Raw genomic sequence first — 14,516 nt, 5'->3', positions numbered from 1 at the left:
CAATAAATTGGCAGAAAACACTTCACCGGCAAGGTTTAAGATGGTTACCTGCTCTAAATTTATCTTTTCTTTGATGAGCAATCCGCAAACGGAAGGCACAATATTCAGGAGCACTTTATCATCCTGAACTACAAAGTCTTTAATTTCTAACCCTGATTGAAGTATCCGGATGGTTTTCCCAACGGTTAACGGAAAGACTAATTCGAATACCGAAAGGTCAAAACAGATGGAAGAAACTGCGTAAACAATTTCAAAACGTGACGGCACAAACTCCTCCATTGCCCAGTACAAAAAGGCAACCGCATTTTTGTGCCGGATAGCAACGCCCTTTGGTTTTCCGGTAGAGCCGGATGTATAAATGATATAAGAAAGATCTTCAGGCGTATTAATTATTTCGGGATTTGAATCCGGATAGGTATTTATTTCTTCGAGTGTTTTTTCATCCCAAATTAAAACCGGACCGGTAATTTCGACAGCAACACCCGCTAAAGATTGATCAATTAAGATCATCTTCATACCGCTATCCTGTATAATGTAATTGATACGTTCTTTTGGATAAGCCGGATCAAGCGGTACATACGCCGCTCCAGATTTAATGATACCCAACAAAGCAATGAGCATTTGYTCCGAACGGTTCATAAAAACACCTACCAAACTTCCCGGAGCTATGGCATGTACCTGGCGTAAATAATGCGCCAGTTTATTGACACTGCTGTTTATCGCGGTGTAAGACCATTGCTGTTTATTAATTACCAGGGCAGTTTTTTCCGCAGAAATCGAAACCTGATCCTGAATTAAATCTTGAATTAATTTGTGTTTAGGATAATCTTTTAAAGTGCCGTTAAAATCAACCAATAATCGTTGTTGATCCTCCTGCGATAAAATGCTTACGTCGGATATTTTAGTATTCGTATCGGTACTGATGGACGCTAATATGTTCTCGTAATAACGAATGAAACTGATTATGGTAGTTTCATTAAACAGATCGGTATTGTAATCACATTCCAGAACGAATTCACCCTGATATTCTGTGATATCAAACAGCAGTTCAAAAGCGGTATAATCTATTTTTTTGGGGAGCAGACTTGTTTCTAATCCGGCAAAAACAGGCAAAACCACGTTGCCCGGATTTAAATTAAACAAGGTGCTTACTATCGGCGAACGGCTGGCATCCCGCTCCACTTTCAGTCTGGTAATTAACTCGGTCAGCGTAAAATCCTGGTTTTCGAAACCGCTTAAAAGTTGTTTGCGAATAGATTTTAAAAAATCCAGCAGGGAATCATCTGATAGGATCTTCGCTCTCACAGGAAGCACATCGGTACAATAACCAATAATAGCCGCTTCAGTTTCGATATCCCTGATCGCAACCGGTATTCCAACAACAATATCCTGCTGCTGACTAAGTTTAGAAAGCAACAAATTGTAAGCTCCAAATAAGATCATGAATGGTGTAAAACCCTTCTCTTTACCTGCTGCTGTAACTTTTTTGGTTATCTCCGGATTGAGACGGACGGCAATGGTACTTCCGTTATAGGTTTTAATTACAGGTCTTTTCTTATCAACAGGAAGCTGCAGTGCACTTAATGGTTTACTGTATTGATCTAACCAATAAGCGGCTTGTTCTGCCAGTGCCGATGATTTTTTAAACTGCTCTCTCTTTAAAAGGTACTCCCCAAACTGAACCGGTTTATTTAAATTTAATGGAGCCCCGTTTAAAAGCTTGGTATAAATCTCGCCTAACTCGGATGAAAGCACACCTGCCGACCAGCCATCATACACACTATGATGAACCGCTACCGATAAAATATGCTGATTCTCCTTAATTTTTAATAAGCCCGCCAGCAATAAAGACCCGTTAATCAAATCAAAAGGAGTTTGGCTCATTTTCCTCCGCCATTCATTAATAGCGGCTTCTTTTTCGTCGGCATTTTTTAAGGAAAAGTCATCAACTAAAAATTCCACTTTCAGGGATGGATGAATCAGTTGATAATCTCCCCGTTCGCTAAAAGTGGTTCTTAGCGCTTCGTGCCGGTCTACAATTATTTGCAGTGATTTTTGAAGAAGTTGGGCATTTACCGAACCATTAAGTTGAAGCGCTACAGGTACATTATAAGCTACTGACCCGGCTGGATCCATTTGAGCCAGCACCCATAACTGGCGCTGCGCCTCTGAAATGAACTTTTTTCTCGGGCTTGCTGGTCCTCCCCGCCCATCAGATTCTGGAAAGAAACCACCATCAATCATTTCAAAAATAACCTCTTTAATTTTAGCAATGATGAAATCTACATCTTGATCGGTATGGGCTACAGATAAGAAATTAATTCTTCGCTCCCAGGTAAAAACACCCTTTTCTATCAACGCGAAATAAAAGATGTCCATCTCGATGGGCTGTAATAAAGGGTTATACTTTCCGAACGGTTCAAAGCGGAACAGGGAACCAAAATTGACCACCTTTACAGTGATATTCAGTTCGTTAAAAAAGGTATTAACTTCAGTTGCTAAACGATCTGTTTTTTGATTAACAGCTTCCTGTAAAGCCGGACCAGCCTCTTTCATCCGCAGCAAAACCGCCTTTGCAGCCGCTAATGCTAAGGGGTGTTTGCAAAATGTACCTCCAAAAAGAGTCATCTGCGTAGCCGGATAAGAGTCATCGCCATACTGCCACCAGCCACCATCAACCGCATCCAGGTATTTTGCTTTGGCAGCAATAACCCCAATCGGCATACCGCCACCTACAATTTTTCCGTAAGTAGTAATATCTGCCTGGATACCCAAAACAGCCTGAACACCGCCGGGATGAATTCGGAAACCGGTAATAATTTCATCCAGAATGAAGGCTACATTTTTACGTGCAGTAATTTCGCGGAGCTTAATTAAAAACTCTTTTGGGAAATTACCCGGTCGGCGGCTTTGTACCGGTTCAACCAGTACAGCAGCTAATTCATCGGCATGGTCTTCAATATATTTTAAGGAATCGTCGCTGCCATAATTCAACGGAACGATGTCATCAATCATCCCCTGGGTAGTTCCCGGTGCAGCCGGATTTGAAAAAATTAACGCACCATTTTGGGTTGATTCTGCCAGGTAACCATCAAAAGTACCGTGATAAAATCCTTTAAAAATGACAATCTTATTCTTTTTGGAAACCGTACGCGCAATACGCATAGCCGCCATCACTGCTTCCGTTCCGGTATTTGAAAAAGCTACGCGCTCGTGTCCTGTAACTTCTTTGATCAGCTCTGCTACTTCGCCGGCAATATCCGATTGGATAGCCAGTTCAAAACCCTTATCAACCTGGGCATGTACTGCTTCTTTGATAAAGTCCGGGCTATTTCCAAAAAAATTCGCTCCAAATCCGATAGCCAGATCCACATATTCATTATCATTTTTATCCCAAAATTTTGAACCAGAAGACCGGACAGATACGATTTGATAAATCATTTCTTTGATCGCCAGCCTGAATCCAAGCGAATTGATCCAGTCGGCAAGTACACCACGATATTGCTGGGTATATTTTTTAGACTCAGACGTTTTGCGATTATAGCGCACAATTAAATCAGCTAAAAACTGCGATTGATCTGCGTTTAGTTCCCGGTCTTCAATTAAACGTATGGCATTGAATTTACTGGTTGCATCGGCTGTTGCTGCTTCTGGTTTATTTTCCGGAGATTTTACCGATTGAACCGGATTAACAGACTGGGACGTTTGAATTTGCTGCGTTGGATGGGATGCGGATGATTGCAATACTTGCAGCTGGGCATTTATTGTTTGCTGCAGAACATCCATTTGTTTCATCAGCAAGCTTTGCAAGCTGTTATCGGGCAAAGTTAAGGGCTGTAAATTTTGGTTATTTGTTGAAGCGAAAACCGGTTCAGGATGGATGGTTTGATCTTTTACAAAAATTGGCTCGGCAACTTCCATATTTGCATGAATGTATTCGGCAAGATTTGCCAAATTAGAAAGCTCTTCAAAAAGCTGGCTAATTTTTAGTTTTACATGATAGGTGGTTTCTATCTTTTTTAAAGCCTCTACCAAAACAATTGAATCTGCTCCCATTTCCACAAAGGGCATGTGGTTATCCAGTTTGGCAGGATCTTCATGAAGTATTTCTGCCAGAATTTTCTTTAATTCCGGTAATACATCCGGCTTATGGAAACCGTTTTTGCTGGTACCATTTAATTCTAGTCCATTTATCACTGTACTATTCATTGCCGGGGTGGTYGAAACAAGCTGAAGGGTTTGATTAATTTGTTTTTTAGTAAGCCAATAACTTTGCTTTTGGAAAGAATAATTTGGCAAGGTGACCTTAGCATAGGAATAAGGCTTGTAGAATGCAATCCAGTTAATTGGATAACCGCTTACATAAATTCTTGCCAAAGTCTGATTAATGCATTGCCAATCAGCTTTTTTAGGATGCAAAGTGGATAACCACAACGTATCTGTAGTAGATGCATAATCTTTAGTCATAGCCAACAGCGAAGGCGTTGGACCGATTTCAATATTAATGCTGGTTTTTTCTTCTTCTAAAGTTTGGATGCCTTTATAAAAAGCTACAGGAGCCAAAATATGCTTGCACCAATACTCCGGATCAGCCATTGTTTCATCCGCTATTTGTCCCGTTAGGTTAGAGATTACTTTTAATTTGGGAGCCTGAAAGTTAATTCCTTTTACAAACTCCCTGAATTCCGCCATAATAGGCTTCAATAACGGAGAATGAAATGCGTGCGAAACTTGTAGTTTTTTAGTTCGGATTCCTGCTTTCTGATAACTTTCTAAAACCTCGTCTATCACATCCAAATCGCCGGAAATTACGGTTAAGCCAGGGCCATTTATCGCAGCGACAGAAACCTTGTCTTCAAACCCAGAAATAGATTTTGTTACCTCAAATTCCGGTGCAAAAATGGCTGCCATGGCACCGCCCGCAGGTAATTTTTGCATCAGCCGACCGCGTTCCGCAATTAATTTTAATCCATCTTCCAGCGTAAAAACTCCTGCTAAACAGGCGGCCACGTATTCGCCAACGCTGTGACCTATTAAAACCGAGGGCATTACACCCCATGACTTCCATAGTTCGGCAAGAGAGTACTCTAATGCAAATAAGGCAGGCTGTGTATAAGCCGTTTGATCAAGAAATGCGGCATTTTCTGGCAAATAAATAATATCCGTAAGGGATTTGCCTAAATAAGATTGCAGCATTAAGGAACACTGATCCAGTGCCGCTTTAAAAACCGGCTGGGTTTCATACAGCTCTTTACCCATACCGGGATATTGAGCGCCCTGACCAGTAAACAGAAAAGCGATTTTATGGTATTTATTCTTATCAACCTTCGCTTTTACGATGTTAAAATTATCTTTTTCGGCAAGTGCGGTAATCAGTTCTTCTGTTGAGGCTGCAGGGATACTGAAGCGATAGTCAAAATGAGTTCTGGCAGCATTCGCTGTAAAACAAATACTTCCCAGGCTTAAATCTTTATTCTCTTTTAGGTAATTGTGATATTTTAATGCCTGCTGTGTTAAACCTTCTTCAGTTTTAGCTGATAAAGTTAGCAGATGCTGTGCAGGCTGCTCAAGAACTTGGGTATTTTCTTGAGATGTATATTCCTCGAGTATTATATGTGCATTGGTACCGCTAAAACCAAATGCACTTACACCGGCAATTCGTTTCTTTTCGCCGTTTTTCCATTTTAATAAGGATGAGGGCACCGTAATGGGAAGCTCAGCCCATAAAATCTTTGCATTTGGTTTGGTTAGATGAAGCGGAGCCGGAATTTCTTTATGACGCATTGCCATCACCGTTTTTATCACGCCGGCAACGCCTGCGCAAGCTTCTGTATGCCCGATAATCGTTTTTAACGCTCCTAAAATTAAGGGGCGATCAGAAGGACGGTCTTTTCCATAAACGCTGGCGAGTGCGTTTACTTCAATCGGGTCGCCTAAAGGAGTACCTGTACCGTGAGTTTCAATATAATCTACCTCCGAAGGTTCTATTCTGGCCGAAGCCAATGCTTTTTTCAAAAGCTTTTCCTGGGCTTTACCGTTAGGCACGGTTAATCCGCCGCTGGCGCCATCCTGATTTACGGCAGAACCTTTTATCAACCCTAAAATGGTATCGTTAGCTGCTAAAGCGTCTGAATATTTTTTTAATACAATAACCGCACAACCTTCACCTCTTACAATCCCATTTGCCTGATCGTCAAAAGTTTTGCAGCGCCCGTTGGGAGAAAGCATGTTCATCCTTGACATCCCGATGGTTGAAACCGGGGAAATCAGCAGGTTTACTCCTCCTGCAATTGCCATGGTACTATCGCCGTTACGTAAACTCTGGCAAGCCAGATGGATCGATACCAAAGACGAGGAGCAAGCAGTATCAATAGCCATACTCGGTCCTTCGAGCCCTAAAACATAAGAGATTCTGCCTGCGGCAACGTTTAATGCGTTACCGGTATTGAAGTAAGCATCTACCAACTCCGGCTGCTGATCGTTTAAACTATTTTGGGAGTAATCGTTGGTAGTAATACCTATGAACACTCCCGTTTCACTTCCGCGGATTTGCTCTAACGTTTTTCCGGCATTTTCTAATGCTTCCCAGGTAACCTCCAGCAACAAGCGTTGCTGCGGATCAATAGCCTGAGCCTCGCGGGCAGAAATCCCGAAGAAATGTGCATCGAACTGGTCAATACCATCCATAAAGCTTCCGTATTTAGAATAAATCTTACCGGCTGTTTCTGGATTCGGGTCAAAATAATTTTCAGCAGACCACCGGTTTGAAGGCACTTCCGTTACACAATCAATCCCATCTTTAATTAATTTCCAAAAATCATCAGGAGTGTTTCCACCCCGAGGGAAACGGCATCCAATGCCAATGATGGCAACAGGTTCGTGCTTTTCGTTTTCCTTATCTTTGAGTTTGACCTCTAAATTATTAATCGCCAACACCGCCCGGCGCATCAAATCCTGATTATTGGAATTCATTATAGAAATTTGTTGATTTGTTCGTTTAATAAGTTTTCTAATTCCTCATTTGAGAGTTCGTCTACCGTTATGCTTTGCACATCAGTAGGTTTGGAGGGTTGGTCAACTAATTCGGATTCGGTAGTTGCCGGAAAATAATTCGACAGTTTATCGTTTATAAAAAAATCGACGAGGTTTTGTATGCTTGGATAATCGAATACAACCGTTTGATTCAGCTTTATTTGAAGGCTTTTCTCCAGTTTTTCTTTAATATCTATAGCTGATATCGAATCCATTCCCATATCAAAAAGCCCTTGATCAACTATGGGATATTCACCTTTTTTATAGCCTAACACCCCGCCTATAACCGTACGGACATGGTGCAGCAGCACATAAGGGCGATCGGGTATGGATGTTTTTTCAAGGATCAGTAAGAAATCAGATTTTTGCACCGTTATCTCGACTTTTTCGATGGATACTTCCTCATCAAAAATGGGTCTGGCAGTATGAAACTGATAAATCTTCTGAAATTTTTGCCAATCAACTTTGGCGACGATCTTTTGGGAAGAATTGCCTCCAATAATTTTCGATAAAATGGCAAAAAGCGATTCCGGATGAATTTCTTCGATGCCTATCTTTTTAAACACATCGGCGTTTTCGGCAGCCATTCCGCCGCCGCAAACCGGACCAAGATTAACAGTTAATGATGGGAATCCTAAGTTTTTACGGTAATAGGTAAGACTATCTAAAAACTGGTTGGCGGCTGCATAATGCGACTGCTTTTTACCTCCCCAAATAGATGTAATGGATGAAAAGCAAACAAAGAAATCCAGATCGACGGTTTGAGTTGATTTGTGCAAAAACCAGGCACCTTTTATTTTAGGTTCCAGCGTTTCATCCAGTGAACTGTTATCCAATTCTTCTATAAACTGATAGTTTGAGATACCAGCCGCATGAAATACACCTTTAAGTTTAAAATCACTATTCTGAACTTCGTTTACCAGTTTTTGCACCTGTTCTGCGTTTCCTAAATCGAGTTGTACAATGGAAATATTGACGCCCATTTTCTCCAGTTCCAGAAGTTCCCGGCTTTTTATTAACAAATCCGGATGCTTGCGGGTGCTAAGAATTAATTGACCGGCACCATTTAATGCCAACCATTTTGCCAGTTTTAAACCCAGATATCCTAGTCCGCCAGTAATGAGGTAAGATCCAGTATCCGTTAACGGAAACGGCTTTTTATTATGTTCAGTAGCTTTGGCTAAACGGAATACATTTCGCTGATCGTTGCGAAGAACGAGAAGATCTTCTGTACGGTTATATAAAACTTCCTGTGTAATTTGATTTATAATGGCGGACGGTTCCTGGTTTCCGATATCCATCATGCCGCACCAGAATTTTGGATACTCTAAGGGTACCGATTTTGCAAAACCCCAAAATGGCGACTGGAATAATCCGGTTATATTGATATCATCAGCGAATAATGCATTTTTAGTGAGGAGCCAAAGCGCAGGCTTCGTGTCAAAATGAATTGTGTTTATTTTTTTAACAATATTCAGGAATTGATAATACGGAGTAAATGAAATATCATCCAAACCATCCAACGTATTCTCTATAGGCCATAGATAGATAAAACCCATCCACGGAAGTGTAGTAGATTCTTTAATTTCCTGCAAAAGAATGTCCAACCGGGATTCATCTGCTTTAAAAATTTTAATGGCAAAATGACCCTGATCTTTTAGCTGCAGTGCCAGTTCTGCACCAATTCCAACCGTATCCGAAAAAATTAACCATGAACCTTTTTCCACATTCGTGAACGCGTGATCGAAGGTTTTTTTAATCCACTTTATCTCATACAAATGCTCATCCAGGCTGTCTGTCTGTTTATCATCACTTACAGGCAGCCATGAAATAGTTTCGTTTGCATTTACCCAATAGCGCTGGCGCTGGAACGGATAGCCTGGTATGGTCACTTTATTACATCCGGAATCTGTAAAAACTTCTTTCCAGTTTTCGCTTAGCGCTTTCTCTGCTATCTCAACCCCAGCTGTAATTAAAGCTAATTTCTCCGAAGCTTCTTCTTTAGTGGAAGCAGTTATATGCAAGGTTTCTGCAAATGCGGTACGACCAAAAGCTGCCGTATAACAGATATCTTTAAAAGCTTTGTCCGTTTTATCTAAAAACTGCTGATAGTTTAATGCTAACTCTTTTAAAGCTTCCTTATTTTTTGCAGATAAAACCAGCGGATAAACCTTATCATCATTCACCGAAAGAATAGGTTCCTGGTAAACTGCTCCCTCTTCTATGATGATGTGGGCATTCGTGCCTCCAAAGCCAAAAGCACTTATACCGGCAATTCTGCTTCCTTCTTTAAGTGTCCATGAAGTATGTTCCGTTGGGATTTTAAGAACACTTTGATGCCCATTCCGGATGTAGGGATTTACATTACTGAAATTTAAATGTTGCGGTATTTCTTTATTCTGAAGCGATAACACCGTTTTTATTAGCCCTGCCATACCAGCGGCTGCTTCCAGATGCCCAATATTTGTTTTTACAGAACCTATCCAGCAAGGTTCATTGTGTGTACGATTTTTTTGTAAAGTTTCATCTAAAACCTGATACTCAATCGGATCGCCCAATGGAGTTCCCGTTCCATGAGTTTCAATATAAGAAACCGCAAGCGGAAGCACATTAGCCACTTTCATTGCTTTTTGAATCACCGCTTTTTGTGCCCTGCCATTTGGAGCAGTCAATCCGTTACTTTTACCATCCTGGTTTAGTGCGCTTCCACGGATAACCGCATGAATGGTATTTTGATCTTTAATTGCATCTGAAAGTCTTTTTAGCATAACAATTGCACCTCCCTCGCCTCTTGAATAACCGTTTGCCTGCTGATCAAAGGTTTTGCATTTACCATCATCAGCCAGCATATTTGCTTGTGAAAAAACGACATTCAAAGCAGGACTTACCATAAGGTTAACACCCCCAACGAGGGCAGCATCGCTTTCTCCCGACCGTAATTGCTGGCAAGCCTGGTGCAGAGCCACAAGAGATGAGGAACAAGCCGTATCGACTGCCATACTCGCACCGCAGAGGTCAAAAAAATATGATAAGCGGTTAGCCGAAATACTTAACGCATTGCCTGTACCCGAATAGGCGTTTAATGCTGCCAGATCATTTATCTGCAGACTTGCATATTCGTTACCGCTTGTGCCAATGTATACGGCAGTATTTGTATTTGATAATTCAGTTTGAGGAATACCTGTATGTTCCATGGCTTCCCAGGCCAGCTCCAGCAATAGGCGTTGTTGAGGATCCATTTCCATGGCTTCTTTGGGCGAGATGCCAAAGAATGACGCATCAAACAGATCGATATCTTTTAAGTAATTGCCAAGCGTGATGGTTTTATTTTTATTGCCGGAAGTTAAATCTTCAACCGCTGTCTTGTTCCATCGGGAACTTTCTATTTCAGAGAGACTATTTTTCCCGTATTTAAGTAACTGCCAAAATTCGTCGAGATTGGCAGCGCCAGGAAATCGGCAAGCCATACCAATAATGGCTATCGGCTCGTTTACTGATTTTTGTTGATTACTGTTTTCCTGATCGGTTTCAGAATCTAAACCAATAAGATATTGAGTGAGGGTTCTGATGTTCGGGAAATTCCAGGCTACAGTAGTATTCACCGCTTCACCCGTTTTTTCTTCAATAGCACGGGCAAATTCAACAGCCATTAATGAGGTTACGCCCTGTTCTGCAAAGGTTGCGTCCAGATCTATATCGTTCAGCGAAACATTCATCCGGTTGGAAAGCCAGCTACGCAGCCATACCTCTAAATCAACCGTGCTAATTGAAATTGTTTTAAAACTTTGAGCAGACGTTAATCCATCCGCAAAGGCTCCGGCAATGAAATCATCTGCCAAAACCACCCGCTGAATCTTTCCGCTGGTGGTTTTGGGTATTTTTTTGATAGGTACAACCCAGGTAACTTCTATTCCTGCTTTGGCAGCGATGTGTCTTTTAAGCTTAGCAGCTATCGGTAAAAAATCTTCTGCTTTCTTTTTGAAAAGAACAAATAAAACCAGTTTCTCCAGACCTGATTTTTCATCAGGAATACCGCACGCCACTATTTTACCGGCTTCAATTTCATCCAGATCGTGCGCTATTCTTTCAATATCATGCGGATAAACGTTCTGACCAGCAAGAAAAATAAGCTCTTTCATGCGCCCGGTAACATACAGGCAACCGTTGAATATAAAACCCAGATCGCCGGTATTGAGCCAACCATCCGCAGTAATTACTTTATTTGAAGCTTCGTTATTGTTGTAATAACCAGAAGTTACATTAGCGCCTTTAATATTGATAAATCCAACATGCCCATCTTCAAGCGCATTATGATGTTCATCAGCTATTAAAACCGAACAATGAGTTATGGGGCTACCACAGTTTACAAGTTCAATAGCATAATTGTCTTGGGTTGTTATTTCTTGTACTTTTTCGCCCGGCCCTAATTTTCGGCGGTCGAATTTTAAGGAAGAAAATGGAGCGGAAGCTTTGGGAAACGTTACAGCAAGGGAAGCTTCTGCTAACCCGTAAACAGTAAACATAACACTTTCTTTTAAGCCAAAAGGACTTAATTTATTTAAAAAATCACGGCAAATATTAGCTGAGATCGGTTCGGCTCCGTTAAAAATCATTCTCAAAGAAGACAGATCGATATTCAGGAAATTACTCTCGTTAAGCTGGTTGAGAAAATGCTGATAGCCAAAATTAGGGGAAGAGGTAATAGTAATGTTATATTCTGATACTTTCCTCATCCAAAGCGTTGGATTCCTGATAAATAACTCCGTAGGCATCAGGTACAAATCAATTCCGCAAACCAAAGGAACTAAATGAAATCCTATCAAACCCATATCATGAGTAAGCGGCATCCAGCTCAATAATTTATCCTCCGATACCACTTCAGTACCTATTGCTATGCCATCAATATTTGCCAATAAATTACCATGTGTCAATTTAATCCCTTTCGGATCGCCAGTTGAACCAGAGGAAAACTGGATGAAAGCTATGTCATTGGAATCAGCTGCATATAGCTCACCAGCACCGGTATCATCTTTTAACTGCTCCAATAAAACTATTTTTAAATTAACATCGGATTCTGTTAACCTTTTCGATAATTTATCTGCATTTTTTTCACTGGTAATTAAGTGGGGATCGTTTAAGGTTTTCCAGACTCTAACTAATTTTTCAATGCCTTCTTCATGATGAATAACCGATAGCGGTACCGGGATGATACCCCCTAATATGCATGCCCAATAAGTAACAATAAAATCCTTAAGGTTTTCGATCTGAAATATAAGTTCAGCCCTAGGCATTAAACCTTTATCTTGTAAAAACTTCAAACTACTTAAAGCCTCATTAAATAAAGCCTTATAAGAGAGAAATTCTTCCCTATCGCTTCCTAAAATAAAGGATATCCCTTTGCTTTTTTCGCAGCTAAGAGCGCATAGGTATTCCCCGAGTGATCTGAACTTCTTATTCATGATCTGAACTTCTTATTCATAGGTAGTTGAACTAATCAGATTAATTTTACACAAAGCTATACACTCAAATGCGTAAGCCGGTTAAGCGTTTGTGATGCTTTCCTTAAGTTTACATTTCCCATGGGTTAATAAAAATGGCTTACAACACAATAAAAATTTAATTAAAGGGAAAAAATTTAATTAAATAATACAAAATCGGCACACGAAAAAGAAATAAAAATCGTTGTGGGAGAAACGGATATGCTCATCAGATCTTATGTAAATATTTGACAGTAAGCACGCTATACAATCCGTGTTAAAACGGCTATTTTCTGCTCAGAAACGGGGCTTTTTGCGGGTTAAAAACCTTTGTTAAGAATTTAATTCAGAGATCTAAAAAACTATTCAATGTAAAATCTGGGTTAGATAATCCAGACAGATTCGTATGCAAAAAGCCAAGCTTTAAACCTACTTGTTATTTGCAATTGGCAGTTGGTCAATATTAGAATTTGCCAGGTAAGAGATATCGATTAAATCAATGTTTAAAAAATGCGTCTCGGTAACAACTGCAATCATAAAATCGCCCGGCAAACTAAAAGTTTTGTAAAAGTAGCTACAAGCATTCGCGATAGTGACTTGTTCATCTTCAATGCAAACATCATGTAGAGGTATACTTAAACCCCTCCCGTCAGCCTTAACTGCAGCCTCTTTAATGCACCAGTATTTAAAAAATGTAAGATTGGGGTTGACGGAACTTCTAATCTGGGCGAGTTCATTTACATTAAACTGGTTTTCAAAGTCATCTAATAAAACAGGTTTTATTTTTTCAGCGTCCACGCCAATGCGGTTACCTGCATTTACACCACAAACAACCAGATTATTGGTATGGGATATATTAAAAAAATATTCACCTGTTAAATATGGTTTGCCAAATTCAGTTCTTTTTATTTCACTAAGATGCATCGAAATACTATTTACTTCAAAAGCTTTCAAAAGTGCTATTTTTCCGAGTAAACATCCATGAGCATCTTCCCAACGCAAAAACCTCAAGATTCTTTGCTGTTCATCAGCAGGTACGAGATTTAGATAAGAATTAAACACCTTTTGCGTTAATGGGCTTTTTAAATGAATATAGTGTAACGTTATACTATTTTTCACCATCTGTTATTTTACATCTAACGAGCCGATAAAATTATACATAATTGATTTAGAAATATTTAATTAATCATTAACTCATCACATTTATCCGCTTATACTCGCTGAGGAAATTTCTACGATTCCTGCAATGATATCAAGACAAAGATTTCTATGAACGATTTAATGATAAGGCCTGGAATAACGAGGGTTGGTTAGATGAATCTTCGCATCTTAGTAACATTACATGGTTATCTTTAAATGCCATGTACGTTACGTCGTACYCATCATTTGAGCATTTTTGTTTAAGGTTGCAAAAAAGATTGAAAGCACTCCGGACAGAAAAATTCAACCTAAGCATATCGGCGGTACTGCCACTTAGATAAATATATAAACTATATACATTTAGTGGGTGAGATGGATACCGCAGATCACGCAAAATCACCATGGGATAAAATCATGCAATTCAAAGCAATAAGAAATTTATTTTTGCATAATAGTGGTATAGTTCATATCTACCTTTAGAACTTATCCTAAAAAATAGGTTTTAATTAACTCACCGAGCTTATAGCATGTCCTACTTAGGCTATTTAAATTAAAGATCTTAAAAAATGACAACATAACTGCTAATAGCTGGCAATTTGGTTACTAGTTCATCCTGAACTCAATGTTTCATTTTACTATTTATTTAAAATGTCGGCATCCGGATAACCTAAAAGCTTAAGTTTTTTAATAATGCTTTTTGCTACCCTTTTCCATCTATGTCTACAATCCGAATATTAAAATAAGGTTTATCCGCCTTAACTAAAATAACCGTGTAGTTATACCTGCTCAAAAAATGTTTGGACTTGAGGGCGTTACGCAATTAAAAATGTGCTGTTTGAATAGTTACGGTCTTGTTTAAGGGAACAA

3 protein-coding genes are annotated in these 14,516 nt (G+C 39.8%); all 3 read right to left on the bottom strand.

The annotated features are described in order from the left end of the window. The coding region (locus AC1DO4_RS14125) for an aminotransferase class III-fold pyridoxal phosphate-dependent enzyme (protein WP_477416843.1) at positions 1-6,972 on the bottom strand (6,972 nt) is incomplete at its 3' end. Further along, on the bottom strand, positions 6,972-12,491 hold the full coding sequence (locus AC1DO4_RS14120; protein ID WP_477416841.1) for an SDR family NAD(P)-dependent oxidoreductase: 5,520 nt from the start codon (positions 12,489-12,491) through the stop codon (positions 6,972-6,974). The genes AC1DO4_RS14125 and AC1DO4_RS14120, both read right to left, overlap by 1 nt. 447 nt (positions 12,492-12,938) lie before the next feature. Continuing rightward, the gene (locus AC1DO4_RS14115; RefSeq protein WP_477416840.1) at positions 12,939-13,631 is read right to left on the bottom strand and encodes a 4'-phosphopantetheinyl transferase family protein; all 693 of its coding nucleotides are present in this window, start codon (positions 13,629-13,631) and stop codon (positions 12,939-12,941) included. Positions 13,632-14,516: the final 885 nt, after the last annotated feature.

Source organism: Mucilaginibacter sp. P5_A6 (assembly GCF_056400585.1).
Note: the sequence above shows the minus strand (reverse complement) of the source record. Positions and strands in the feature narration are given on the sequence as shown.

Coding starts and splice junctions, on each gene's coding strand:
- AC1DO4_RS14115 (WP_477416840.1), bottom strand. CDS start 13,631: ATGGTGAAAAATAGTATAACGTTACACTATATTCATTTAAAAAGCCCA.
- AC1DO4_RS14120 (WP_477416841.1), bottom strand. CDS start 12,491: ATGAATAAGAAGTTCAGATCACTCGGGGAATACCTATGCGCTCTTAGC.